The sequence below is a fragment of the Arthrobacter sp. 9E16 genome (assembly GCF_002929435.1).
Taxonomy (GTDB): domain Bacteria; phylum Actinomycetota; class Actinomycetes; order Actinomycetales; family Micrococcaceae; genus Arthrobacter_B; species Arthrobacter_B sunyaminii.
Genome location: NZ_PJIU01000004.1, coordinates 34155 through 59155 on the forward strand (window position 1 = coordinate 34155; position 25001 = coordinate 59155).

21 protein-coding genes are annotated in these 25001 nt (G+C 65.7%); 11 read left to right on the top strand and 10 right to left on the bottom strand.

Annotated elements, in window-relative coordinates; all coding sequences use genetic code 11:
* Positions 1-120: 120 nt before the first annotated feature.
* Both CXR00_RS15920 and CXR00_RS15925 read left to right on the top strand, forming a co-directional pair.
* Complete coding sequence (locus CXR00_RS15920; RefSeq protein ID WP_104055674.1) at positions 121-1344, top strand: toxic anion resistance protein; 1224 nt, start codon at positions 121-123, stop codon at positions 1342-1344.
* Positions 1345-1346: 2 nt separating this feature from the next.
* Complete coding sequence (locus CXR00_RS15925; RefSeq protein ID WP_104055675.1) at positions 1347-2162, top strand: hypothetical protein; 816 nt, start codon at positions 1347-1349, stop codon at positions 2160-2162.
* A gap of 42 nt (positions 2163-2204) precedes the next feature.
* On the opposite strand, the gene CXR00_RS15930 is transcribed toward CXR00_RS15925, so the two are convergent.
* The 4 genes from CXR00_RS15930 to CXR00_RS15940 form a co-directional block, all read right to left on the bottom strand.
* Positions 2205-3584, bottom strand: coding sequence for an acetamidase/formamidase family protein (locus CXR00_RS15930; protein WP_104055677.1), 1380 nt, complete (start codon positions 3582-3584; stop codon positions 2205-2207).
* A 444-nt stretch (positions 3585-4028) separates the two neighbouring features.
* Positions 4029-4157 carry a hypothetical protein gene (locus CXR00_RS18680; RefSeq protein ID WP_258060171.1) on the bottom strand — a complete coding sequence of 43 codons (129 nt, stop codon included), beginning with the start codon at positions 4155-4157 and terminating at the stop codon, positions 4029-4031.
* Between the two features lie 202 nt (positions 4158-4359).
* Positions 4360-5892: an LTA synthase family protein gene (locus CXR00_RS15935; protein WP_258060548.1), complete on the bottom strand. Its 1533-nt coding sequence runs from the start codon at positions 5890-5892 to the stop codon at positions 4360-4362.
* 208 nt (positions 5893-6100) lie between these two features.
* The gene (locus CXR00_RS15940) at positions 6101-7174 is read right to left on the bottom strand and encodes a DNA polymerase IV (protein WP_104055679.1); all 1074 of its coding nucleotides are present in this window, start codon (positions 7172-7174) and stop codon (positions 6101-6103) included.
* Positions 7175-7352: 178 nt separating this feature from the next.
* On the opposite strand from CXR00_RS15940, the gene CXR00_RS15945 reads away from it, so the two are divergent.
* From CXR00_RS15945 to galK, 3 genes are read left to right on the top strand one after another with little or no spacing between them, the layout of a single operon-like run.
* The gene (locus CXR00_RS15945; protein WP_104055680.1) at positions 7353-8153 is read left to right on the top strand and encodes a DeoR/GlpR family DNA-binding transcription regulator; all 801 of its coding nucleotides are present in this window, start codon (positions 7353-7355) and stop codon (positions 8151-8153) included.
* On the top strand, positions 8150-9322 hold the full coding sequence (gene galT, locus CXR00_RS15950; RefSeq protein WP_104055682.1) for a galactose-1-phosphate uridylyltransferase: 1173 nt from the start codon (positions 8150-8152) through the stop codon (positions 9320-9322). Before CXR00_RS15945 ends, galT begins: the two co-directional genes overlap by 4 nt.
* The gene (gene galK, locus CXR00_RS15955) at positions 9319-10476 is read left to right on the top strand and encodes a galactokinase (protein WP_104055684.1); all 1158 of its coding nucleotides are present in this window, start codon (positions 9319-9321) and stop codon (positions 10474-10476) included. Before galT ends, galK begins: the two co-directional genes overlap by 4 nt.
* Positions 10477-10486: 10 nt before the next feature.
* Here galK and CXR00_RS15960 read toward each other — a convergent pair whose 3' ends face one another.
* The 3 genes from CXR00_RS15960 to CXR00_RS15970 form a co-directional block, all read right to left on the bottom strand.
* Positions 10487-11509, bottom strand: coding sequence for an NADPH:quinone reductase (locus CXR00_RS15960; RefSeq protein WP_104055686.1), 1023 nt, complete (start codon positions 11507-11509; stop codon positions 10487-10489).
* 79 nt (positions 11510-11588) lie between these two features.
* Entirely contained in the window at positions 11589-12413 is an 825-nt protein-coding gene (locus tag CXR00_RS15965; RefSeq protein ID WP_104055689.1) for a histidine phosphatase family protein, read from the bottom strand.
* 60 nt (positions 12414-12473) lie between these two features.
* Positions 12474-13667, bottom strand: a complete 1194-nt coding sequence (locus CXR00_RS15970) for a hypothetical protein (RefSeq protein ID WP_104055691.1) — start codon at positions 13665-13667, stop codon at positions 12474-12476.
* 106 nt (positions 13668-13773) lie between these two features.
* Here CXR00_RS15970 and CXR00_RS15975 point away from each other — a divergent pair, with 106 nt between their 5' ends.
* Both CXR00_RS15975 and CXR00_RS15980 read left to right on the top strand, forming a co-directional pair.
* Complete coding sequence (locus CXR00_RS15975) at positions 13774-14379, top strand: bifunctional 2-polyprenyl-6-hydroxyphenol methylase/3-demethylubiquinol 3-O-methyltransferase UbiG (protein ID WP_104055693.1); 606 nt, start codon at positions 13774-13776, stop codon at positions 14377-14379.
* Positions 14380-14464: 85 nt separating this feature from the next.
* A complete protein-coding gene (locus CXR00_RS15980; protein WP_104055695.1) occupies positions 14465-15262 on the top strand; it encodes an SDR family NAD(P)-dependent oxidoreductase in 798 nt (265 codons plus the stop codon).
* Between the two features lie 36 nt (positions 15263-15298).
* Here CXR00_RS15980 and CXR00_RS15985 read toward each other — a convergent pair whose 3' ends face one another.
* The 3 genes from CXR00_RS15985 to CXR00_RS15995 form a co-directional block, all read right to left on the bottom strand.
* Positions 15299-16933, bottom strand: coding sequence for a glycoside hydrolase family 13 protein (locus CXR00_RS15985; protein WP_104055936.1), 1635 nt, complete (start codon positions 16931-16933; stop codon positions 15299-15301).
* Between the two features lie 188 nt (positions 16934-17121).
* On the bottom strand, positions 17122-18705 hold the full coding sequence (locus CXR00_RS15990; protein ID WP_104055697.1) for a triacylglycerol lipase: 1584 nt from the start codon (positions 18703-18705) through the stop codon (positions 17122-17124).
* Between the two features lie 332 nt (positions 18706-19037).
* Positions 19038-20069: an isopenicillin N synthase family oxygenase gene (locus CXR00_RS15995; RefSeq protein WP_104055699.1), complete on the bottom strand. Its 1032-nt coding sequence runs from the start codon at positions 20067-20069 to the stop codon at positions 19038-19040.
* 314 nt (positions 20070-20383) lie between these two features.
* Between CXR00_RS15995 and CXR00_RS16000 the strand changes: the two genes are divergently transcribed.
* From CXR00_RS16000 to CXR00_RS18430, 4 genes are read left to right on the top strand one after another with little or no spacing between them, the layout of a single operon-like run.
* On the top strand, positions 20384-21517 hold the full coding sequence (locus CXR00_RS16000) for an ABC transporter substrate-binding protein (protein WP_104055701.1): 1134 nt from the start codon (positions 20384-20386) through the stop codon (positions 21515-21517).
* Entirely contained in the window at positions 21498-22613 is a 1116-nt protein-coding gene (locus CXR00_RS16005) for an iron ABC transporter permease (RefSeq protein WP_104055703.1), read from the top strand. Before CXR00_RS16000 ends, CXR00_RS16005 begins: the two co-directional genes overlap by 20 nt.
* Positions 22610-23509 (top strand): ABC transporter ATP-binding protein, encoded by a 900-nt coding sequence (locus CXR00_RS16010; RefSeq protein ID WP_219816037.1) that lies wholly within the window; start codon positions 22610-22612, stop codon positions 23507-23509. The genes CXR00_RS16005 and CXR00_RS16010 overlap by 4 nt, the downstream gene beginning before the upstream one ends.
* Positions 23506-24903 (top strand): hypothetical protein, encoded by a 1398-nt coding sequence (locus CXR00_RS18430; RefSeq protein ID WP_219816038.1) that lies wholly within the window; start codon positions 23506-23508, stop codon positions 24901-24903. Before CXR00_RS16010 ends, CXR00_RS18430 begins: the two co-directional genes overlap by 4 nt.
* Positions 24904-25001 lie beyond the last annotated feature (98 nt).

A 25001-nucleotide genomic window follows, 5' to 3' on the forward strand; every position in this document is an offset into this window, starting at 1 on the left:
ACGTTTTGGAATTACGGACAGCTGGATCATTCCGGACATCAGGATAAACAATTGCCCTGCCACCGCAGACTAAGGCAGCACAGCTAGACTGCAATCCTGCCGGAACCCCAAGGAGTAAATATGTCTAACCCGCTCGACCTCAGCAATGCCCAATACTCAGAGGTGGAAAGCCCGCTGGTGTTGGAGCCGCCAAAGCCCGCGGTTGAGGTTACGGTTCACCGCCCTGAAAAGGTGGGCGGCATGATTCTCGTCGATGCCGAGGCCCAGGAGAAGCACGCCGCGACCGCTAAGAGTTTCCTTGATGACCTGCTGGCTACCCCGCTGCAAAGCCCTGAATTTCAGATGAAGCTGGCGCAGTTGACCCGTCTTGGTGAGGGCACCATGCAGCAGGCCAGCACTGCGTCCAACCGCATGCTGAAAAGGCCGGCAGCAGCGCTCGCCGCCACTGGGGATGACCCCGCATCGCGGACAGGTAAAAGCCTCGTGGAACTGCGGCAGATCGTGACGGAGCTGGACCCGAAGCGGCATGATTTGACCGGAACGAAACGCATCCTGAGGTTCCTCCCCGGAGGCAGCGCCATCCAGCGGTACTTCATCAAGTATGAGTCCTCACAGGCGCAGCTCGATGCCATCACCAAAGCACTCAAGGGAGGGCAGGATGACCTGCGGCAGGACAACGCGGCCATCCAGACAGAGCGCGACGTCCTCTGGGAAGCAATGGGTCAACTCGCGAACTATGCGGTGCTCGCGAACCACCTCGGAGACGGTCTCGAGCAGCGAATCTCGGACCTTAGAAACCAGGGCAAAACGGATGATGCCGCCACATTGGAATCGGATGCGCTCTTCTACGTCCGCCAGCGGCACCAGGACCTTTTGACTCAGATGGCAGTATCCATCCAGGGCTATCTGGCCCTCGACGTGGTCAAGAAGAACAATTCGGAGCTGATTAAGGGTGTGGACCGGGCGCTCGGCACTACCCTGGCGGCCTTGCGGGTCGCTGTGATCGTTGCCCAAGCACTGGCGCAGCAAAAGATTGTGCTCGCCCAGATCGATGCCCTCAACTCGACCACCGCCGACATGATTGTCTCTACTTCAGAGCTCCTCCGCTCGCAGGGCACCGCCATTCATCAGAATGCCTCCAAGGCCACCATTGACCCCAGCAAGCTGCAACAGGCGTTCGACAACGTGTTCCAAGCCATGGACGAGGTCGACCGGTATAAGGCCGAAGCAGCCCAGTCCATGAAGCAGACGGTGCAGGTTCTTCAGGGACAGGTCAGCCGGGCCCAGCTGCAGCTGGAGCGCAGTCACGCCTCTGACGCCGCCACCCAACCCCTGAAGGGATAGCGATGTCACGTCTCACTCTGGGCAACGTCATCAAGGTCACGCTAGTTGTCCTGTTTTTTTACTTCATCGTTCTCCTCGTGCTCATGATCGGAATACGCAGGAAGAATCCGAAAGTAATCCTGGAGGGTGCCATTTACGTTGCACTATTCATTGCAGCGTTCTCCATCCCCCGAGACAGTGCGCTCTCCACTGCGGCAGCCTTTATAGGTCTCGGGGCCATGGCCGTATCAGCCGTGAGGTCCTACATGCTTCGCGACCTGTGGCTGCACCGGCGAGACCGGGGGCGGCGGCAGCATGACGTCACGCTTCAGCAGGGTGCACCAAACTCACCAATGCCGGCTTACCAGCCCACCCCGGCGATGGCGCCGGTTGTTCCGGCAACAGACGATCTGTCATCCGCTTTGGCGTGGGTAGCCTCGCTCGCCAGGCAAAGCAAGAACCAGCTTCCTGCTGATGCGTACGTGACCGTCCTGGAAACCTGCCAGACGTTGGACGCAGTTATCGACGCGGAAACGCGGCAGCCCTCGGGGGATGCCCGGTTTGAATATGAGCTGGCAGCACTGGTGCGGGAGTACCTGCCGGCCGTTCTCCGCGGCTACCTGGCCATTCCGCCCAGTATGGTGGGCAACCGGCAGCCGAACGGAAGAACCCCCAACGAGGAACTGGTTGAGCAGCTGCAGCTCCTCTCGGGACAAGCAGAGGCGCTGCATTCCAGCCGTCACAGCCATACCTCGGCAGAGCTGACGAGCACGGGCAACTTCCTGAGAGAGCGGTTTGGGCACCATCAGCGCGGAGGTTTCGACTTCGGTATTGAGTAAGTCCTGACGCACTGGTTGCACTCTCGTTCAGGGAAGCCGCCGTCAGCTGAAGTCCGCCTTGCGGATCAGCCCGTGCACGCCCACGGTCCGGTCCACCACTTGGGAGACGGCGAAGTCCGCCGCAGCTGAGAGGTACGCGTAGGCGACGGCCCGGTCCATGCCCTTCTCCTGCTGTAGGAAGTCCAGGGCGTTGACCACGGCCCGCCGCATGGCCACATTCAGGTCGCTGCTGACCCCGCCGCCGCCCAGGCCGTCGGGGTCGGACAGCCCGATGGGAATCCATGCCTCCGCCGTTTCTCCGAACGGATACCGGTGCGCGAGTGCCGGGGCGTCACCGGCGCCGGGTTTGCAGACGGTCAGCCGGAAGGTGCCGCGCAGAGACCCTTCCATCGCGGTCAGGGCCACCTCGCCGTCGCCCATGCCCATGTGCGGATCGCCCACATAGAAGAGTGCGCCGTCGGCCTTCACCGGCAAGTAGAAGGTGGACCCGGGACCGAGGTGGCGGATGTCGATGTTGCCGCCGCCAAGGGTGGGCGGCACCGAGTTGGCCTCCGGATCGGTCAGTCCGCTGCTTTCGGCGAAGGCCACACCCATCATGCCCATGAACGGGCGGAGCGGAAAGCGCACCTTCATGTCGCCGCTGGTCATCACGCCTTTGCCCTCCTCGATCGCAGTGAACACCGAGACGTTGTGATAATCCGTGGGCACCCCTGAGGCCCGGTTGTCCGTGGCGGCCGGAGGCATGACTTCGTCCAGCGTGATGCCGTCCGGCGCGGCCGGGCCCTTCTGCAGTGCCAGCGATCCCTTGCCGTGCCGGCTGGACACGACGCCGTACGGCACCCGGGGCACGGCAGCGAGGGTTTCGATTTTGAGCACGTCCCCGGGCTCGGCGCCCTCCACGGCAACGGGGCCGGTGACCACATGCGGTCCGTCGGTGTCAAAGTTCCGGGGCGTGCGGTTGTAGCCGGAGGCAATGTCGACGGCGTCCTGCAGCACCCCGTCCGCCTCGACGCCGTGACCGCCGAAGAAGGAGACCGGATCCCGTCCCTGGTCCTCCAGGATTCCTTCATGGGAGAGGGCATCGATGGTGATGGTCTGGCCGGATTTCATTCGCGCCACGGGCGTGGCATGCACGGTGGGAACGTAGCCCCACAGCACGTCGTCGGGGGTGGAAGCGAGATAGTGGTCACCGGGGATGTTCCTCGAGTGCGGCTGCAGGATTTCGTTTGGCTGTGCCTGAGACGGGTCCGGTGTGCCGGTACCCGGAGCTTCTGACACGGAAGGACTCTGGGCTGCCTGGGCAGTGCAGCCGGTGGTGACGGCGAGGGCTCCAAGCCCGGCTGCGGCACCCAGGAATCCCCTGCGGCCCAGTCCCTTGGTCAGTACCTCGGCGGCCTCGCGTCCGATCAGCATTCTGTTCATCGTGTCCTCCTGTAGCTGTTGCCCTTCAAGGTAGACAGCTGGAGTTTCGGTGCTGTTTCCAGCGGATGAACGCGCGATGCCGTGATCGTGTTGCTGGACGCCCCGGACCTCGCCCGTTAAGCTCCGTCCATGGGGCCGAAACCAAATCAGACACGCAAAAAGCAGCCCACCTTGGTGGTGCCCGTGGTTTACTGCCTGCTCATCATCGGTCTCGGATTATGGGTAAGTACGGCCACGGGCGAGTGGATTGCGATGGTTTGCGCCGCCGGTCTGCTGGTGCTGCCGGTGCGCGGTTACAGCAGCCGGCGATCCACAGGATCAAAGTAGGCCGGGGCAAGGTGCTGAGCCGGGCCTGACGCCCGCGGCTGAACGCCGTGCGCGGCCCCTGCACTGATTGAAAAAGCGGGCCATCCCGCATGGGGATGGCCCGCTTTTACGTGTTCTCTACTTCTGGTCGTCGTCTTTGTTGCCGTCCATTTTGTCTTTGACCTTGTCCTTGGCCTGATCAACCTGCTCCGGGTGATCCTTGGCCGCGTCCTTCGCCTTGTCTGCCATTCCGCCCAAATCAGCCATGGGATTTTGCCTTTCCTTCGAGGTCCAAGGCAGCACAGTGAGCGGCCTCGGTCTGACACGCCCCATCCTCCACCCGGGGAGCGTCGAGTACCACCCCCGTCGGCTTATCCCTTCAGCCGGCTTCGGCGCGCGGCTCATTTCCGGCGCAACCGCGGGTGCAGCAACCCGGCAACCGGCGGCTGCGGTCTGCGAAGAAAGAGCGTTATTGAGACGCGACCTTGCCGGCCCACGCCTGCGCGTAGAACAGCGGGGAATGCGAGTCCAGCAGCTCTGAGTAGGCGGCAGCTTCCTTGGCCTGCGCTGACCCGGCCGGGATGCCCGGCGAGAAGGCTGACACGCCCAGCCCTGCTTCATGATCCTGGAGCGTCAAGCCGGCGGCTTCCAGCACTGTGGGGTACATGCTCAGCTGGTCCACGCCGGGCCGCTGGATGGTCTTGGCCTGTCCCGGAATCCAGATCCGGTTGAAGATGGTGCGGTTCTCGTGGAAATCCAGCTGTTCGTGGAAGGCGTCACCGGCACTCATGTGCTTGAGGTGGTCGCCCATGATGACGACGGCGGTGTCCTCAAGGTATCCCTGTTCCTTCATGTGCCCCACGAATCCTGCCACCTGCGTCATGGAGCAGTGGAACGCGGAGGTGACCTCGTTCTGGGTGTCTACGTCGCAGTAGTCGTAAATGTGCACCGGCTCGTGGGTGTCCAGCGTCAGCATCGACAGATTGAACGGCTGGCCGGTCCTTTCGGATTCGGCGTGCAGCTCATCAACTTTGGCCTTGGCGTTGGCCATGAGCCGCTCATCGCTCAGGCCCCAGTCACTGCGGAAGCTGTTTTCCGGTTCGCCGGCAGCGCGCCAGTCAGCAAGACCCTTCACCTCGGAGTAGCCGTGGCTGGTCAGGAACGTGTCCTTTGCGGCGAAGGAGGAGCTGGCACCGCCCATGAAGACACTGGTGTAGCCCTGCTCGTCCAGGACATCGCCCAGGCAGGTGATTCCGCCCAGGTAGGTGTCGGCGTCTTCATCGACCGTGGGTGAGGATCCGCTGTCCGAACCGAAGCCTGCGCCCTTCAGGGGAACACCGCACTGGGTCGAGGCGAGACCGGCCATGGTCCAGCCCCCGCCCTTGTACTGCTGCAGGTCGTCGACACTCTGCCAGCCCTCTTCGGCCGCAGTGGCTTCCTTGAGCGGCACAAACGCGTCCTTTTCGAACAGCTGGTCGTCAGCGAGGGTCGCCTCGCCGGACTCCAGGTAGATCAGCACCAGGTTGCGCTTGTCCGTGTTGTCGGTGACTGTGGGCTCCACATAGTAATCACCGACGTCGTACGGGGACTGGCTCGCCTTGATGTAATCCGCCATGCCCACCGTGGTGCTGAAGGCGGTGGTACCGCCGACAACCACCGCGGACACCAGAACCGTGGAGATGCTGCGCAGGATCCATTGCTTGCGGCGGGGGAGCATGCCCTCACCGGCGCGGCGGCGTTTGCGCCGCCGGGTATGCCGCCAGAAGGCGATCGCCACCGTGATGAGCAGGGGCGCGACGCCGATCCCCAGGATACCGGCCCAGACGATTGCTCCGCCTCCGCCGTCCGTCTCCACGGACACCAGGTTCAGGAGCATCTGGCCCACCGAAATCTCGCCCCAGTAGAAACGTATGCCGGCCGCGGCGATGAGGAGTGCAAGCCCCAGCCAGATCAGGACGTAGACCAGCAGCGATCCCACGACAGCACCGACCCGTCGGGTCACGTGAAAGATCCGGCCAGACATGACACCCCGCGTTCCGATACCGGCATTCCCGCCGGGCACCCTTGACAAAACTCCTTGACAACCAACCCGTTCTCGGGCTCGTAACAGACTAGTACCGTTACGTTACCTGTTCAACAGTGGCGTTTCGCGGGCATCAAGCCGTTTGCTGAAGGAAATTCATCCGATCGTTAGCGCGTCTGCGGCTGGTTTACCAGCCGCCGCGCGTCGGTGTGTGTCCCTTGCGGGCACTGTCGGGCATTGGCATTTCGGCCCGCAGGCCCAACAGCCGTATCGGCCTGCCGGGGTCGATGGCGCCGGCAAGATCCAGGGCCCTGGCCAGGACATCGTTCGTGTCGAACGTCTCGGGTATTTTCCGCGCGTGGGTCTTGGTGGTGAACGGCGCATACCGAACCTTGAGGGTCAGCCCGATCACGGGCCGTCCCTCGGCTGCCACGTCCTTCAGGACATCCGCAGTCAGCTGCCGGATAGCTTCATCCACCTGGGCCGGCTCGGTCAGGTCCTGCTGAAAGGTGGTTTCCCGGCTGTGTCCGCGGGCAACCCACGGGGTGTCATCCACCTCGGCGGACCCGTCTCCGCGCCCAAGCTCGGCATACCAGGGCCCCATCTTGGGGCCAAACTCCGGCACCAGGGCCTGCGGATCGGCTGCCGCGAGCTCGGCAACGGTGGAAATACCAAGCTTGGCGAGCCGGCCGGAGATCTTGGACCCCACGCCCCACAGCTCTTTCGTGGGCCGGTCACCCATCACCTCCAGCCAGTTGTCGGCAGTGAGGCGGAAGACGCCGGCCGGCTTGCCGAGATCCGTGGCGTTCTTGGCCCGGACCAGGGTGTCTCCGATGCCTACGCTGCAATGCAGCTGCGTGTCCTCAAGGACGGCGGCTTGAAGGGACCGGGCGTAGCTTTCGGGATCCTCCGTCTGCGTCCCCACAAACGCCTCATCCCAGCCCAGCACCTGCACGACGGCGCCGGGCTGGGTACGCAGGGTGGCCATGACGACGTCGGACGCCGCCAGGTAGGCTTCGGAATCGACCGGGAGGATCACGGCGTCGGGCACTTTACGGGCCGCAATCCGCAGCGGCATGCCGGACCCCACACCGAAGGCCCGCGCCTCGTAGGACGCGGTAGAGACCACGGCCCGTTCCGCGGGATCGCCCCGGCCGCCCACAATCACCGGTTTCCCGGCAAGCTCCGGCCGCCGGAGCACCTCAACCGCGGCAATGAACTGATCGAGATCGACGTGCAGTACCCACTGGTTTCCGCTCACGCGACCAGTCTGCCCCACGCACTCCGAATCAGCATCAGCTTTATCGGGCCCGGCCTCGCTGCCGGGAAAGACGGGCCCTTTCCGGCGGCTGCGCCCCGGTCCGCAACCCCTTCGGGCGTGGTAGATTTTGTGAGATTTAGTGTGAACTCGTCCTTTTTGGTCCACCGGCAGGAGAAGCATGCTCGCAGCAGAACGCCAGGCAGCCATTCTGGACCGCCTGGACCGCCAATCCGCTGTCCGGGTCAGTGACCTTGCCCTGAACCTGCGGGTTTCGGAGATGACTGTCCGCCGGGACATCGATTCCCTCGAAGCGCGCGGTGCCCTGGTGCGCGTCCACGGCGGGGCGGTCCGGTCCGGAAGTCTCAGCTCGGTGGAGCCTGGGTTCGAAGCCAACCGCACCCGCAGCAGCGAGGCGAAGCAGCGGATCGCTCAGACGGCGGTGTCCCTGCTGGGTCCCGGCATGACCGTGTCCGTCACCGGCGGAACCACCACCTATGCTTTGGCTCCGATGCTGTCCGCCGTTCCCGGGCTTACCGTGATCACCAACTCGATGCCGCTGGCAAACGAGCTCCACCGGCTGCATGCCGCCGCCCCGCACGGCAGCGCACCGGAGGTGCTGCTGGCCGGAGGCCAGCTCACGCCGTCGCAGGCGCTGGTGGGGCCGCTCGCCACCCGGACCATCTCCTCCCTGCGGGCTGACCTTTGCTTTATGGGTGCTCACGGAGTGGATGCGGCTGCCGGCATCACCACGCCCAACCTCGCGGAGGCGGAAACCAACACCGCCTTCGCCGGAAACTGCGGCCGGCTGGTCCTCCTCGCCGACGCCACGAAGATCGGCGTCGTCAGCCTCGCCCGGGTGGCACCGCTGGACGCAGCTGCGGCACTGGTCACGGACCGCAGTCCAGGCGCCGAATACTCAGCACTCACCCGCATCCTCACCGAACCCGTCTCAGATCCGCATCTGGAAGAGCGCCCATGACCTTCATGACCCCTGCCCGCCTGTCCGACGGGCGCGAGCTGATCTACTTTGACGCCTCCGAGCACAGCGCCGCACGGCACCGCGATGAAGCAGCCTCCGCGGATCAGCGGGGCCTTCCCGCACGGGGGGCCGCCGGAACAGCACGCTTCGATGCGCTCTCCGGTGAATGGATTGCCGTGGCGGCGCACCGCCAGTCGCGCACCCACCTGCCTCCGGCCGATCAGTGCCCGTTGTGCCCCGCCACCCCCGGAAACCTCTCGGAGATTCCCGCCGCCGACTACGAGGTTGTGGTGTTCGAGAACCGGTTCCCCTCCTTTGGGCCGGACCTCGGCGAACTTCCGGACTCACCGGAGTGGGGCACGACGGCGACGGCGTACGGCCGCTGCGAAGTGGTCGCCTTCGATTCGGCGCACCAGGGCTCTTTCGGTTCCCTCAGCCCGGAGCGGGCCCGAACCGTCATTGACGCCTGGGCCCAGCGCACCGAAGCGCTCTCCGCGATGCCCGGAATTCAGCAGGTCTTTTGTTTCGAGAACCGCGGGGCGGATATCGGGGTCACCCTGCTGCACCCCCACGGCCAGATCTACGCCTATCCGTTCATTCCGCCCCGGGCCGCAGCAGTGGCGGACCGGGCAGCGCGGTTCCACGCTGCCTCCGGCGGCACGAAGACGCTGATGGGCCATATTCTTGCCTCCGAGCGCAGTGCCGGGGACCGGATGGTCATCGAAGGGAAGCACTTCAGCGCGTTTGTCCCCTTTGCCGCACGGTGGCCGCTGGAAGTCCATCTGGTTCCGCACCGCCAGGTTGCCGACCTGGCGGGATTGACCGGTGAGGAGCGTGACGAACTTACTGCGGTCTACCTTGATCTCCTGGGCCGGATCGATGCCCTCTACCCCACGCCCACTCCGTATATTGCGGCCTGGCAGCAGGCGCCGGTTGATCCTGTGCTCCGGCAGTCGGGCTATCTGCACCTGCAGCTGACCTCTCCCCGCCGCGCTGCCGACAAGCTGAAGTATTTGGCCGGCTCGGAAGCCGCGATGGGCGCCTTCATCAACGACACCACGCCTGAGGCCGTCGCCCGGTCACTGCGCAACGCGGTTCCGTCCGCTGCCCGTGCCAACGCCCAACCCGCCGTTGCGCGTCCCGCCACCGACCGAAAGGACCAGGCATGAACTCCACGCCGGCCAAGCTCGCGGAAGCCTTCACCGAACGCTTCGGCGGGGAGCCGGACGGTCTGTGGTCCGCGCCCGGCCGCGTCAACGTTATCGGGGAGCACACCGACTACAACGACGGCTTCGTCCTGCCGTTCGCCATCAAACACTCGACCACCGTAGCCGCCGCCGTCCGCCGCGGCCGGACGGTCCGTGTCGCGTCCACCTTCGCACCCGACGATGAGCCGGTTGCTGTTGATCTGGACAACTTGTCGGAAGGCAGCGTCCAGGGCTGGGCGGCCTATCCGCTGGGGGTCCTGTGGGCCCTGGAACAGTCCGGCCACCGCTGCCCCGGCATGGACCTGCTGGTGGACTCCTCGGTTCCGGTGGGCGCCGGACTTTCCTCCTCCGCCGCACTTGAGTGCGCCGTCGCCGTCGCCGCCAACGACCTCTCGCGGGCGGGCGTGTCCCGCCGGGAACTCGCCGTCGTCGGCCAGATGGCCGAGAACCGGATGGTGGGCGCCCCGACCGGCATCATGGACCAGTCCGCCTCCCTCCTGGGGGAGGAGGGACATGCCGTCTTCCTGGACTGCCGTTCCGGTGAATCACGGCTGGTTCCCCTGGATCTCGAGGGTGCCGGGCTGGAGCTGCTGGTCATCGACACTCGTGTCAGCCACTCCCACTCCACGGGCGGGTACGCAGCCCGCCGTCGCTCCTGCGAGCAGGGTGCGGAAGCGATGGGCGTTCCTGCGCTCCGGGACCTTTCCGTTGAGGACCTGGCCCAGGCTGAGCGCCTGCTCGATGACGAGACGTTCCGGCGGATCCGCCACGTAGTCACCGAGAACGTGCGCGTGGAGGAGGCCGTGGCGGTGCTGACCGGCAGGGGCCCCGCCGAACTCGGGCCCCTGCTCACGGCCAGCCATGCTTCCATGCGCGACGACTTTGAAATCTCCTGCGCCGAGCTGGACGCCGCCGTGGAGGCGTCGCTCTCCGCCGGGGCGCTGGGCGCCCGCATGACCGGTGGCGGTTTCGGCGGTTCAGCCATTGCGCTGGCCCGCGCGGAGGACGTTCCTGGTATCCGGGCGGCGGTGGAGCAGGCATTCTCCGCCGCCGGCTTCCGGTCGCCGGCCATCTTCAGCGTCCTCCCCGGCGACGGCGCAGGACCGGCAGCGTAACGGCCGTTGGTTAAGCGGTCTCGTCGCTGACGCGGATCAGGATCTTGCCGGTAGTGCCGTTTTCGACGGCGTCATGCGCGGCTGCGGTCTCTTCCAGCGGGAACCAGGTGAGCGGCAGGCCGGCGGACTCGCCCACGGGGAACACTCCGTCCCGAAGCGCGGCGGTGATGTCCTCCGCCGCGGCATGCTGGGCATCGGTTCCCACGGTGTAGATCAGTACGCCCTGCCAGCGGACATTCTTCGCGAAGCTGGCCACGATGGGGGCCGTGAACTCGTCGCCGTTGTTGTTCGCGTAGTAGGCAATGCTGCCGTGGTTGGCGATGACGCCAACGTCGAGTGCCGCGTTCTGGGCGGGGGAGACCTCCACAATCTGATCCACGCCGTCGGGGGCGATCTCGCGGATCCGGTCAGCCTGGGCATCGTCGGGATAGCGGACAATGTGGTGCGCTCCGGCGGCGCGGGCGAGTTCGGCCTTAGCGTCGCTGCTGACTGTGGCGATCACCGTGGCGCCGGCCCAGACAGCGAACTGGATCGCGGCATGGCCCACTGCACCGGCGCCGCCCTGGACCAGGACCATGCGTCCGGCCAGTGCACCCGGAGCCAGGCGGTCCGGACCGAACTCATGGACGGTCAGGGCCCGGTGGGCGGTCATGGCCGGAACGCCCAGGCTGGCGGCGACGTCGAAGCCAATGCCATCGGGAAGTCTCACGGCGCGGTCGGCGGGAAGGATGGTGAATTCCTGGGCGGTGCCGGTCGGCCGGCCGTAGGCCGCCAGGTAGATCCACACCCGGTCGCCCGGCTTCAGGTCGGAGACGCCCTCGCCGACGGCGTCGACGGTTCCGGCGCCGTCCTGGTTCGGAACCACCTCGGGGAACGCAAGATCGCCGGCGGCGCGCGCTTTCCAGTCGGTGGGATTCACGCCGGAGACGGCGACGCGGACCCGCACTTCACCCGGACCCGGGGCGGCGACGTCCCGGTCTACGGGCGTGAGGACGGACGAGGGACCTGTGGCGGAGTACACAATTGCTTTCATGGGCGGTACAAGTGCTCCGGTCAGCGTTCTATTCCCCAACCTCACCCTGCCCGTGACCCTGAACCCGCCGGACGGGTGCTCAGTTTCCGAACGTGTCCTGGAAGAAATGCCGGTTTGCGTCCGCCTTCTGCAGGAGCTCGTCGCCGGTGAAGTATTTGCGGTCAAACTCTTCCCAGTCGCCAACGAACATGGTCCATTCACCGTCCACCTGCACCGGCCAGCTGCGGCGGACCCGGTGGAGCTTTTCGTGCACCTGGTCCGGGTTCACCGGATCGGCGGAGGTGTACTGCAGGACGGTGCAGTTGTGGATTATTTCCGTCTTGTCGGCATCACGGTCCAGGAATTCTTCATCACTCCAGCGCTCCAGCACCAGGCGCGTCGCCCACATGAACTCCCCGTGGGTCACCATCAGGACGTTCTCCCTGGGGTTCTCGCGGTGCAGGGTGCTGAGGATGTTGCGCACCCGGTTCTCAGCGACGTTCGCAATGGATTCGCCGGCCGGAGGCGACCAGTACAGCGGATCATTGTCGCGGTACTGGGCGTTCTGCGAGTACTTCCGGGCGAAATCCTGCTTCGACATGGAACCGATCTCGCCCCAGGACCGCTCGCGGATGACCCGGCTCTCCTCCCAGCGCACATCCAGTCCCAACATGGCAGCTGTCTCACGGGCCCGGGTGTAGGTGGAGACAACGGCGCGGTCGAACTTGATGTTCTGTTCGGCAATCCACGCCCCGGCCACCTTCGCCTGCTGCACTCCGAGTTCGGTGAGACGCCAGGAACGGTCGGGAACCGTCATTGTTTCCTCGGTATAGAGGCTCGGATCACCTGCTTTGGAAGCCTTCTGCATGATGTTCGCTTCGCTCTGTCCGTGGCGGACAAGGAACAGGTTCCGGGGCATGACCATCGATCGGGTACTCCTTCTTATAACGAACAGAACCAGCCGGTTACATCTTAGAAGGTCTGCTCAGAACGGACGCTGCCGCACCTGCGGAAGGAAGCACCACACCAGCAGCCCTGCCGACACCAGCGGCGCAATAAACCCGGCACCAGCCACAATGAACACACCGACGACTGTTCCGGCAAACCCAACACCAACGGTCACGCCAAGGCGCAGCAGCGAAGATCCGGGGACAAGCTTCCCGGCGGGCAGGGCAATCCCGAAGCCCAGTAAAACTGCCCCGGACAGTGTCAGCGGCCACTGCCAGGGGTGGCCTGCGCCGGCAAACTGGGATGCTGCTTCGCACAGGAAGGCTCCGGACACGAGCAGCACGGTCCAGTGGATGACGCTGCCAAACCGCGGCAGAAGCAGCAGGCCCACTGCCACCGTCAGCGGGACGGCGTTGAGCGCACCCGCCGCGAGACCGAGGTTCATTGCCGCGGTGGAATCCTCCGCAAGATTGGACCAGGTGCTGCCGGACAGTGCGAATCCAATGCAGAGCAAACCAGCAAGGAGGGTTCCGCCCGCAATGACGACGACGGAGGTCCGCACGCTTCGGGAGTCCGGGAAGCGCGTGGTCGGTTCCATCGGCCGAGGGTCCGCGCTTTCCGCTCTCAACGCCACAAACAGCAGCCCGGCCGCGGCAAACGGAGCAAACAGGAAACCAACCATGAACGCGATGAGAAGGGCCAGCGCCGCCGGCGCTGCAAGCAGGAGGCTCTGTGCAGTGCGGGATGCCAGGGGACGGCTCGGATTCCAGAGGGAGTTGACGGCTGGGAGGAGAGCGGCCGTCCCTGCGATCAAGGCAAGGGCCAGGATGGGCAAAGTGGCCGCTTCGAACCAGTTCAGGGGGACGCCTGCATCAGCGGCGGTGAACCCGGCGGACCAGCTGATAACCGCCGCTGCTGCCAAGCCCCAGCCCGGCACTGCTGCCGCGGCGGTAAGCAGGGCTTCCGGTGCTGACAGCCGGCCGGACTGATAGGACAGCACCGCTGCCGTGAGTGTCAGGCTCAAGGGCCCGAGAAACATCGAGGCCAGGATTCGGACAAGGTCAGCCCCCGGCCAGTAAAGGGCTCCGGTCAGCAGGATGCCCGCTGCCAGGAGGAAGGCAGCCAAAGAAACCGCTGCACACCCGGCGGCCCACTTGTACGTTGCGCGTCCGGCCAGGGCATCGGCACGCGCGGCCCGCGTTTTCGCAGGTGAGAGGCGGTCCGGGTTCATGTCGAACAACCTACCTGCCGGGAAGGCCTCCGCATACGATCCGGCCGGAGCAAAACCGGGCAGAGGATCCGGCGTTCGCACTCTGATCGCCGCGTAGGCTGGAAGCGTGCGAAAAGAAACCCTCTGGGAAGCTCAAAAACGTTCATCGCCCGGCCACTCCGCCTGGTACATCTCGCGGTTCGCCCAAATGCGCGAGCAGGGCGCGGATCTGCACGGCGAAGCGCGGCTGATCGACGCCATGGTGCCGCGCGGAGCACGGATCCTGGACGCCGGCTGCGGCCCGGGCCGGGTGGGCGGCGAGCTGGCGGCCCGCGGACACGACGTCGTCGGCGTGGACGTTGATCCGGAGCTCATCGAGGCCGCGCAGCAGGATTTCCCGGATCTTCCCTGGCTGGTGGAGGACCTGGCGGAACTGGACCTTCCCGCCGCCGGCATCGCGGAGCCGTTTGACGTAATTGTCTGTGCCGGCAACGTTCTGACCTTCGTGGCGCCCGGCACCCAGCAGGAAGTCCTGACCCGCCTGCGGAACCACCTTGCCGCCGGCGGCCGGCTGGTCACCGGTTTCGGCGCCGGCCGCGGGTACGACTTCGGGACCTTCCTCGAGGACGCCGCCGCGGCGGGGCTGAAGTGCCAGCAGAAATTCTCCACCTGGGATCTGCGTCCGTTTGAACCGGATTCCGATTTCCTGGTGGCCGTCTTCGGACGGGCCTGACGCGTTCCACTTTCACTGTGGCGGCGGTTCGGATCCGCCGCTAGCCTTCGGAGAGACCGTATTAGTTCTCTCGTAAGGGCAGGCCATGGAACTTGTCGGCAGCACAGCAATCGTCACCGGCGGGTCAAAGGGCATCGGCTACGCGGTGGCCGGTGCCCTCATGGCGCACGGGGCCGACGTCGTGATCACCTCGCGGCACGATAAAGAGGTGGCCGAGGCTGCGGCAACCCTGGAGGCCGCCCATCAGGGCCGGCGTGTCCTTCCGGTGGCCGCGGACGTGACCAGCGCCGTCGACGTCGAACGCCTCTACGCGCGCGCGGAGGCCGAACTTGCCCCAGTGGCAATCGCGGTGAACAACGCCGGCATCCACTCCTATGAAACCATCGCCCATCTGTCCGAAGACGACTGGAACGGTGTGGTGGACTCCCACCTAAAAGGCACCTTCCTCGGGACCAAAGCGGCTCTGGCGCACATGCGGGCCAGCGGCACGGCCGGAGCGATCATCAATCTCGGCGCGGTGGACGCCATCGCAACGACGCGCGGCACAGCCCACTACGCGGCGGCGAAGGCCGGCATCGCGAAGCTCACGGAAGTGGCCGCGCTGGAGGCCGGCCGCCACGGCATCCGGGTCAACACGGTGTCGCCGGGGGTGATCGTGACCCCGGAGAACGCCGGGACCTTCAGCCCCGACTTCGAGGCCGCCTGGCACCGCAGCTTCGCCATCGACCGGATGGGCGAGCCGGCAGACGTGGCCAAGGCCGTGGTTTTTTTGGCCTCTGACTATGCCGGCTGGATCACGGGAATCAACCTGCTGGTCGACGGCGGCACCCACCTGCGCGGACTGCCCGACTATGCGGATTACCTGCTCGGAGGCAACGAGTGAGGGGTATCCGAGGGGGCACGGTCATAACCGGCAGCGTCAGATCAGCCAGGCGGTGGTGTCGCCCGGAAGCATGCCGTCTGCCAGGGCAGAGCTGCTCAACCGCACCGTTCCCGCGGGCAGCGGTGCAGGAGTGGATCCGAAGTTGGTGATGCACTGCCAGCCGTTGGGCCGGGCGAAGTGCAGCACCTCGGGGGAAGCGCCGTCGATCCACTCGAAGTCCTCCCCGGTCTGCAGTTCGCGGCGAAGCTCAAGGGCCCGCCGGTAGAAGTTGAGCGATGAGGCGGGGTCATCTTCCTGGCTTTCGACGGCGTACACGCTGAACCAGTCGGGCTGGGGCAGGTGCGCTCCGCCGGAGCCGAAGCCGAAGGAACTGCCCTCCATGGTCCAGGGCAGCGGCACGCGGCACCCGTCGCGGCCGATGTCCACGCCCTTGTTGCGGAAGAACGTGGGATCCTGGCGGTGCTCGTCGGCAATGTCGGCCACCTCGTGCAGCCCTAATTCCTCACCCTGATACAGGTAGGCGGAACCGGGCAGTGCCAGCATCAGCAAGGAGACGGCGCGGGCGCGGCGCTCGCCGAGGACGGGGTCCAGTGCCGGTTCCGCGCCGCCGCTCATCAGCCAGGCGGAGCCGTCCTGGCTCTCCGGGTCGGCCGGACCGCTGACGGGCAGGCCGTAGCGGGTGGCGTGGCGGACGACGTCGTGGTTGGAAAAGACCCAAGTGGAGGATGCGCCGGAGGACTTCGCCTCGGCGAGGTTCTTGGTGATGATGTCGCGGAACTGGACGTGGTTCCAGCCAGCCTTCAGGAGGTCGAAATTGAAGGCCTGGCCCAGCCCTTCGGGGCTGGCGTAGCGGGAGCGGCGGTCGGCGTGCACCCAGGCCTCGGCCACGGCGGTGCGCGGCGGGGTGTATTCGTTGAACACCTGCCGCCACTCGGCGAACACTTCGTGGACTTCGTCCCGGTCCCAGAACGGGTGCTTGCCGTTGTTGTTGTCATTCTCCGCGCCCAGATCAGCCTTGGACGCGAGCGGCTCGGTCATGTCCTTGGTCAGGGCATGCGCCACGTCCACCCGGAAGCCGTCCACGCCCCGGTCGGACCAGAAGCGCAAAGTGGTGAGGAAATCGTCCCGGACCTCGCGGTTATCCCAGTTCAGGTCCGGCTGTTCCTTCGCGAAGATGTGCATGTACCACTGGCCGTCGTCGGTCCGTTCCCAGGCCGGGCCGCCGAAGACGGACTCCCAGTCCGACGGCGGTTCGTCACCGTTGGGGCCCAAGCCGTCGCGGAAGATGTACCGGTTCCGGGCGGCCGATCCCTTCGGGGAAGCCAGCGCCTCCTGGAACCAGGCGTGGCGGTTGGACGTATGGTTCGGCACGATGTCCGCGATCAGCTTGATGCCGGCCGCGTGGAGGGCTGCAATCATTTCGTCGAAGTCCTCGAGCGTGCCGAGCTTGGGATCAACGTTGCGGTAATCATCCACGTCATAGCCGCCGTCGGCCAGCGCTGAGGGATAGAACGGGCTGAGCCAGACGGCGTCGACCCCCAGGGACTGCAGGTAGGGGATTCGAGACGTGATGCCCGGCAGGTCGCCGATCCCGTCGCCGTTGGAATCCGCGAAACTGCGCGGATAGATCTGGTAGACGGCGGCCTGCCGCCACCAGTGCGGATCCTGCATGCGGGCGGCGAACTCCTCAGGGAAAAGCTGCGCTGCGGGGTCGGCGGGCTGGAGCTGCGGATTGGCAGGAAACGTCACAGAGTCATCTTTCGGATTGGGGCCGGCTTTCCGCGAGTCTACGTGATTCCCCGAACCGGGCCGCCGGCTCTGCCGGCCATACAGCACCTCCGGGGCGGGCTGCAGGCCGGTCAGTCGTTCCAATTCCGGGGCGTTACGGTGAGGTTTATCCCGGCGGTGCCGCCCAGCAGCTCCTTTGAGAATTCCGGGACATCCACATGGCCTTTCCACCGGGCTGCGGTGGGGTCGATGTCCGCCAGGAGGTTCTCCTCCGCGGGAACCCAGTCCCTGAGTGCAGAGGGGATGGAACTGTTCCACGCCGCCCAGGCACGGGGCAGGGCCCGGTCAGATGAAGGAGGCTCGATGTCGACGAGCAGAGTGTCCTGCCAGTCTTCGGTTTGCTCGAGGTGGTCGGCGAAAAAGAAGTGACCTTCGCTCTCCCGGATGGACATCAGCCTCAATCTCAGTGCCTGGCGGAGCGTGGAGACCTCCCTGCCGTTGATCTGGGGGCGCGGCGCAGCGGAGGACAGGAAAGTGGTGAGCAGGGGGACCGGCGAGTCAATCGGGTCGCCTTCCTTCCAGTGCTCCACCTGAATAGGGCAGAAATGAGCCGCGCTCTGTTCGTGGACCAGGACCGGAAGGCCGCGAATAGCCAAACCAACATCCAGCTGGAACTCGACTCCCGGCGGGGCGGCCCTTCCGACGGTAAGTCCGACCAGTTCCACTTCAACCTTGAGATCGCCGAAAAGGAATCGCTGCAGGTTCTGGTATCCCTCTTCTGAGTTAACGATGCCGTACCGTCCGCTGTGGCTCCGGTGCACCACTGCCAGCTGTGCGCCCCTGACCGCGGCATTGTCGATTTGCACCAGGCCGTCGCTGCGGGCGCCCACCGCTTTTGAGGACATGCCCATGGCGACGTCATAGTCCTCCGGGTTGGACCCCACCAAGCAGAAGAGGTTTTCCACGGGGAACCCGTCCGCCGGCATGACGGTTCCCTGGAAGTCTTCCCGGGTCAGCTCCTGCCTCTGCGCCTGCGGGGTCAAATAGTCGTACATCCGGTCCGGCCCGAAGATGTCCGCGCCGTGGACGCCCGTGGCATCACGGAGGCGTTCCAGCAGCCCCATGCCCAGGGCGAAGTTGATTCCGCCGTGGGGAGTTGCGTAGGTAAAGACCCGGGCCACATATTTGGTGCCGGCGGCGGGATCAAACACGCCGGTCTCTGCGGCCGCGCTTTCCGGGATGACCCGCTGCAGCATGCAGCGGCAGATCAGTCCTCCCATGGAGTGGGCAACCAGAAACACCTTCGGTGCTCCCGTCTTTTCCAGTACCAGCCGGACGAGTGCAAAGAGGCTGGCGGCGGCTTCCTCGAGGGAAAACTTCTCCGGGTCCTCGGCAAAGGTGGTGGCGGCGTCGTCGTAAAACCGGTGGATCCAGACGGAAGCAGGGTTCAGGCTCCCCGCGTCAACGCTGTTCAGGAACGTCCATTGGTCCCCGTGGACCGGCACTTCGTAGGTGTGGTCGCTGATGAGGCGCAGCATCGGGGATTCGAATTGATGAAACTTGGCCCGTCCGCTGCTGTCAGCGCGGACGTGGACCGATCCCTGGCTGAAGCCGTAGAACGGGTCATCCACGGCATCGTTGATGGCCGAACCTGCACCGGCAAACCCGCGGACGTAGATCACCGGGAGTTTTCCGTCATCACCGGAAGAATGCATCGTTTTCCTCCTCATGCTCCAGCGCCTTCGGCTCGGCGCGCCCGGGCCAAAGAAGTCCCATCAGGTGGCTGCGCAGAGAGGGGCGTCGCACGGCGAGTGCGGCGGGCAGACGGTGCTGCCGAGTGGTGACGTGAGTGACCGCTCCGTCGCGGCGACTGCAGGGCCTAGCAGTAGGATCCTCAACGCGCTGCGTTGTGTCAATGGAGATTCCGGTGGTTGACCCCGGGCCTCCTCATTGCCTCAGCAGCCAGCGGGCAGCAGCCAGCAGCCAGCGGGCAGATGCAAAACGGCACCGCCGGCAACCAGCCGGGCGGCGCCGTCGTGCCTGCGCGTTACTTGGCGGAAACCAGCTCCGGGTGATGCAGCCGGGCAACCTGCGGATGGGCGCGCAGCCAGCCCTTGAGGACATTGGAGCCGTAGGACGCCAGCATGGGGTTTGCCGGATCATCGGAGATGCCGCGGGACTGTGCCGCCAGCTCGGCGGGAAGTTCCACCGAGTCAATGACGGCGTCCAGGCGCGGGGACCAGAAGAACGGAATGGCGTAGCGGTCCACGCCGGGAGCCGGTGCGGTGACCCGGTGAATGGTGGCGGAAAGGTAGCCCTGCGTGGCAACCTCGAGCATCTCGCCCAGGTTGACCACCAGCGCACCCGGGATCGGCTCCACCGGAATCCACGTATCCGATTCATGCGGACGAACCTCCAGGCCGCCCACCGAATCCTGCAGCAGCAGGGTCACGAAGCCATAGTCGGCGTGCGACCCGACGCCCTGGGTGCCTGCTTCCTTGACCACGCCACCCACGTAGTGGATGAGCTTGGCCATCCACGCGGGTGTTCCTTCGAAGGGCTCGGCGAAGTGGTCTTCGGGCAGATCCAGCGAGACGGAAATGGCGCTGAGCAGCTCGGCGCCCACTTCCGACATCAGCTCGCCCCACTCCATCGACTTCTGCCGCAGCTCGGGCAGCACCTCATCGGGGAACAGGTTGGGACCCTGAACCAGCCAAAACGGCTGATCTTTCGGATAATCCGCCACGGGCTCGCGCTCCGGGCCGAAGTCCACCTGCTCGCGGGCATCCGGACGTCCCTGCGTCAGCTCGGTGCCCAGCCTGGTGTACCCGCGGAAGTGCGGAGACTTCCGGTTATCCAGCTCCAGCCGGTTTTCCAGCGGCAAATCAAAGAAGCGCTTCGTGATGTCAAACAGATCGTCCACCTTGGCTTCGCCTGCGCCGTAGCCCACCAGCTGGAAGAAGCCGATGCGGTGCGTGGCATCACGCAGCTGTGCAATGAACTCGGGGTTGAAGGAACCGTCGGCATTACGGGCGGTGCTCAGGTCCAGGACGGGAATCGAGGTGGGGATCTCAGTCATAGAGCGAAGCTACCACCGGCCGCTGTCAAGTAAGTAGCAAATGTTACGACGGTGCCGTCTTGTCCCGCGCTGACCTGCGCTTTTATTCCGGCCACTGTGGACGGGTGCGTAATACGGCGTCTTGTGACGACACGATCAGGGGTTAGACCGGCCCGGCGGCGGATGGGGATTCGTGCCGGGATGAGTGATTGTATCCGCGCGGGGCGCCGTCGAATAATTAGTACACATAAATGTGCGCTAATCCGTTCCATATGGTCTGATATACACATCAGTCTTTAGGTAAGCCTTACCTACCAACCCCGATAGGAACGTTGTTGAGCGCCTCCCACCCTCCCCGCGGAACCTCCCGCCGCCATGTTCTCGGCGGTGCCGGTCTGGGTCTTCTTGCCCTTGCCCTCGGTGCCTGCTCTTCCCGTGAAACCGTTGCGGCTGCCGGAAGCGCGGCGGGTTCCGGCGGCTTCACCGTCACCGACATGCGCGGCGTCAAGGTGTCCTTCGACGCGCCGGTGCAGCGCATCGCAACCACCGTGATTCCCTCGCCGTCCATGCTCGCCGCGGTGGACGGCGGCTACGGCCGCATTGTGGGCATCAACGAATCCACCCTCCAGGCCAACAAGCAGGGCCTGTTCGGTGAGATGTACCCCGAGTCCAAGAGCACCACCACCATTTCCCCGTCGAGCTTCACGCCCAACATTGAGACCATCACCAATCTGGAGCCCGACGTCGTGTTCCAGTGGGCGGACCAGGGCGACGGGCTGGTGGAACCGCTGGAAAACGCGGGCTTCAAGACTATCTGCCTGCTCTACGGCACACAGGAATACCTGGAAACCTGGGTGCAGCTGTTCTCCACCATCCTGGGCAAGCAGGAGCGCGGCACCGAGATTGTGGACTGGATGCATGCGGAGATTGCCCGGCTGGAGAAGGAACTCGCGGGCGTCACCACTCCGGTGCGCGTGGTCCATCTGGGCCAGTCCGGTGACGGCTACTCGGCCTCCAACAAGTCCTCCTACATGCACTACTGGATGGAACTGGCCGGCGGGCGGAACATGGCAGCCGATAACATTTCGGCGGAAAACGTGGTCAGTGCAGAGCAGCTCATCACTTGGGACCCGGAGGTCATCACCCTGGGCGGGTTCGATGCCCGCACCCCCGCGGAGGTCTACGCGGACAAGTCACTGGCCTCGGTCTCCGCCGTCCGCAACCGCCGTGTGTACAAGGCGCCGCTGGGAGGCTACCGCTGGGAGGTTCCCTGCGCCGAGTCTCCGCTGATGTGGCAGTGGGCCGCCGAGCTCTACCATCCGCAACTCACCGGCCACACGCTGCGCGCCGCCATGGCCGAGAAGATCGCCTACCTGTACAACTACGAGATTTCCGAGGCCCAGATCGACGCCGCCCTGCGGCTGGAGCTCAACAAGGAAAGCGCCGGCTATGACGTCTTCCGCGGTTAAGCCCGGCACGACGACGACGGCTGCCGCACCCGAGATTCCCCGCCCGCCGGCCCGCAGCCACCGGCTGCCGCTGCTGCTGTGCGCCCTGCTCTTGTGCGGGGTCGCACTGATTTCGATGGCGGCCGGCCGGTACTGGGTTCCGCCGAACGAAATCCTGCGCATCCTGGCCAACGAAGCCACTGCACTCTTAGGGGCCGGCGGCGGTGAGGGCGCCGTGCGCCGGACCTGGACCGAGCAGGAAGCTACCGTGGTCCTGGATGTGCGTCTTCCGCGGGTCCTGCTGGCCTTCCTGGTGGGCGGCGCCCTGTCCCTGGGCGGCGCCTGCCTGCAGGCACTGTTCCGCAATCCGCTGGTCAGCCCGGACATTATCGGCGTCACCGCCGGGGCGTCGTTTGGCGGCGTCTTGGTGCTGACCCTGGGCCTGTCCGGCGGCGCGATGGTGGGCGGAGCATTCGGCTTTGGACTGGCCGCCCTCGCCGTCGTGCTCCTGCTGGGCCGGCTGGGCGGCAGCGGCGGACCCATGCTGATGATCGTGCTCGGCGGCATTGTGGTGGCGGCGTTCTTCAACGCCCTGGTCTCCTTCATCACGTACACAGCGGACCCGTATTCCGAGCTGCCGTCGATTGTGCACTGGCTGCTGGGGTCCATCGCCGCCGCCGGGTATGACAAGGTGCTGACCGCGCTGATCCCGGTTGCCCTCGGCGCGGCCGTGGTCCTGGCTATGCGGTGGCGGCTGAACGTGCTCTCGCTGGGCGACGACGACGCCGCTGCCCTGGGCGTTAATCCGCACCGCTCCCGCGTGGTGCTGCTGTGCGCCGTGGCCCTGATGACCGCCGGGACCGTGGCCGTGGCCGGCGCCGTCGGCTGGGTGGGCCTGGTGGTTCCGCACCTGGCCCGGCTCTGGGTTGGCCCGGACCACCGTGTGCTGCTGCCCGCGTCGCTGCTGCTCGGCGGCACCTATCTGATGCTCATTGATACCCTCAGCCGCTCCCTCACCAGCAGCGAACTGCCCCTGGGCATCCTGACCGCCGTTATCGGCGCCCCGGTGTTCGTGTGGCTGCTGGCCCGTTCCCAGAAAAAAGGCGAGATGCAATGACCACCCTTCCGATCCTGGATTCCGGCTCCGCCGAGGCTTCCTCCCAGGCGGCTACCGCATCGGAGGCCACCCTGATGCAGGTTTCCGGGCTGGGTTTCCGCTACTCCCGGGTGCGGCCCTGGCTGTTCCGAAACCTCGGCTTCACCTTGGAGCGCGGGGAGATCCTGTCCATCCTCGGGCCCAACGCACGCGGCAAAACCACACTGCTCAAATGCCTGTCAGGCCTGCTTGCCCCGCGAGAGGGGCAGATCACCACCGCGGCTGCCGTGGGCTATGTTCCGCAGGACCACGGCGCCGGCGGTACGTCCTACACCGTGGCCGAGATGGTGCTCATGGGCCGCAGCCGCCACCTGCGTGCGTACCAGAGCCCCCGCCGGGAGGACCACGACGCCGCTGACGCGGCCATGGAACGGGTGGGTGTGGCCGGCTGGGCCAACCGCTCCTACGCCGAGCTGTCCGGCGGCCAGCGGCAGTTGGTCCTGATCGCGCGGGCCGTGGCCTCCGGCTCCGAGCTGCTCGTCCTGGATGAGCCCGCCTCGGCACTGGACCTGCACAATCAGTCACGCGTGCTCGGCGTCCTCGCGGGACTTGCGGCGGACGGGATGGGTGTCATCATGACCACCCACCATCCGGACCACGCACTGCATGTTTCGCGCAACGCACTGCTGTTTGTCGGCAGCGACGACACCCGCTGGGGACCCACTGACGAAATGCTGACCAGCTCCGCACTCTCGGCGGTATACGGACTCCCCATCTGCACCCCCACTGTCGGCACCGAGTCGGGCAACCGGGTGATCGCGGTGCCGGATTTCGGCCCTTCCTGCCGCAAGGACTGCGCGCTGCCCTTCGGCTCCGCGCCCTTCACCTCCATCCCCCTTCGAAAGGACCTCCCGTGATTTTCCGGCTGATCGGCGGTATGCCGATGCGCGGCCAGAACGACCCGTCCTGGCGCGGCGCACTCGCAGACGTTGACGCGTACGACTTGGACGACGACGCCGCCCGCGCCCGGATCCTATCCGCGGACGCACTGGTGATCGGCGGGGGTGTTGACCACCTGCTGCTGTGCCGGCACCGCGAGGCACTGAGTGGTTTTGTCCGCTCCGGCGGCCGGGTACTGGTCAACGGCCAAGTGGTGAAGCCCTTCATCGACGGACTTGCGGTCTGGCGAAAGCTCGAATTCCGCGGCGCACAGGACGTCCGTCCGCATTCGGTCACCGCTCATCCGGTCTGGCACGGCGTCGACTATCGGGACCTGCACTACCGCACGGGTGTGCCCGGAACACACAGCTACGAGAAGCTGGAAGAGATCGGCGTCGCCGGCTTCTACGGCCGCGGCTACCATCTGGACCTGCCTGAAGGTGCCAGCGTTGTCACGGGCATCGGCCAGTATTCGCTGCCGCTGGACTACAGCTACCGGCTGGGCGAGGGTGAGGTACTGGTCCACGGCGGCAATGATCTGGAGAGCTTCAGTGATGACAGGTACTCGACCGGAGAGATCGGTCCCAACCTGGTGCACTGGCTGGAGGGCGGAACCCGGACCCCCGGCAAGAAGCTGGCCGTGCCGGAAACCGCGGAACGGAACTCGGTTGCCGCAGTTCCGCCGCCGCCGTCCGCCGGCCAATCCGCCGCCGCCGGACGCCGAGAATCGGCACCCGGCGCCGCCCCGCGGATCGGGCTGCTGCACGGCGGCACGTTCCCGGCGCTGCGCACGCTCGCCGATCCCGCCCTGGCCCCCTATCGGATTGAATCCGTGTACCTGCCTGAAGCTGATCCCTCAGCGCTTGCGGGCCTGGACGTGATCATCGTGGGGGACCGCCTGCATCAGGGCCAGCTTGCCCGATTTGCCCCGGCAGTTCGCGCCGCACTGCAGGACCCTGCCAAGACCGTGATCGTGCTCGGTGAGAACAAGGTGGAACAGTGGCTGCCCGGCGTCGGCTACACCTTCCGGCCCACCGTGTTCTGGACCTGGCGCACCGGCGAGGACAACGGCACGCGGCTGCGGCTGCCCGAGGACCCGATGTGGGAATACTTCACGCCGCGGGCAGTGTCCTGGCATCATCACGGACTGCTGCATCCGCCCGCCGGTGCCCGCTCTTTGGTGGTCATGGAGGAGGACGGCGCCGACTCCGGTGCCCTGCTATACGTGGACGAGGTGAACCAGCCGGCCCGTCTGCTGGTGACCACTATGGATCCGGTCTATCACCACGGTTCGGGGTTCATGCCCGGCGCTTCGCAGCTGCTGTACTCCCTGCTGCGCTGGGTGACGGCCACGCACGTTCCGAGCAGCTAAGCGTTCGCCTCCGCCGGCCGTAAATCGACCACTTTGGGGGTTTTCCCTCCACTTTGGGAAATCCCTGCCGTTTTAAACCGGCAGGGATTTCCCAAAAC

Excerpts from the sequence above, each read along its gene's own strand:
- CXR00_RS16010 (WP_219816037.1), top strand. The coding sequence starts at position 22,610 with ATGACCACCCTTCCGATCCTGGATTCCGGCTCCGCCGAGGCTTCCTCC.
- galK (WP_104055684.1), top strand. The coding sequence starts at position 9,319 with ATGAACTCCACGCCGGCCAAGCTCGCGGAAGCCTTCACCGAACGCTTC.
- galT (WP_104055682.1), top strand. The coding sequence starts at position 8,150 with ATGACCTTCATGACCCCTGCCCGCCTGTCCGACGGGCGCGAGCTGATC.
- CXR00_RS15990 (WP_104055697.1), bottom strand. The coding sequence starts at position 18,705 with ATGCATTCTTCCGGTGATGACGGAAAACTCCCGGTGATCTACGTCCGC.
- CXR00_RS15960 (WP_104055686.1), bottom strand. The coding sequence starts at position 11,509 with ATGAAAGCAATTGTGTACTCCGCCACAGGTCCCTCGTCCGTCCTCACG.
- CXR00_RS15985 (WP_104055936.1), bottom strand. The coding sequence starts at position 16,933 with ATGCAGGATCCGCACTGGTGGCGGCAGGCCGCCGTCTACCAGATCTAT.
- CXR00_RS15920 (WP_104055674.1), top strand. The coding sequence starts at position 121 with ATGTCTAACCCGCTCGACCTCAGCAATGCCCAATACTCAGAGGTGGAA.
- CXR00_RS15970 (WP_104055691.1), bottom strand. The coding sequence starts at position 13,667 with ATGAACCCGGACCGCCTCTCACCTGCGAAAACGCGGGCCGCGCGTGCC.
- CXR00_RS15930 (WP_104055677.1), bottom strand. The coding sequence starts at position 3,584 with ATGAACAGAATGCTGATCGGACGCGAGGCCGCCGAGGTACTGACCAAG.
- CXR00_RS16005 (WP_104055703.1), top strand. The coding sequence starts at position 21,498 with ATGACGTCTTCCGCGGTTAAGCCCGGCACGACGACGACGGCTGCCGCA.
- CXR00_RS15925 (WP_104055675.1), top strand. The coding sequence starts at position 1,347 with ATGTCACGTCTCACTCTGGGCAACGTCATCAAGGTCACGCTAGTTGTC.
- CXR00_RS15995 (WP_104055699.1), bottom strand. The coding sequence starts at position 20,069 with ATGACTGAGATCCCCACCTCGATTCCCGTCCTGGACCTGAGCACCGCC.
- CXR00_RS15945 (WP_104055680.1), top strand. The coding sequence starts at position 7,353 with ATGCTCGCAGCAGAACGCCAGGCAGCCATTCTGGACCGCCTGGACCGC.
- CXR00_RS15980 (WP_104055695.1), top strand. The coding sequence starts at position 14,465 with ATGGAACTTGTCGGCAGCACAGCAATCGTCACCGGCGGGTCAAAGGGC.
- CXR00_RS15965 (WP_104055689.1), bottom strand. The coding sequence starts at position 12,413 with ATGGTCATGCCCCGGAACCTGTTCCTTGTCCGCCACGGACAGAGCGAA.
- CXR00_RS18680 (WP_258060171.1), bottom strand. The coding sequence starts at position 4,157 with ATGGCTGATTTGGGCGGAATGGCAGACAAGGCGAAGGACGCGGCCAAG.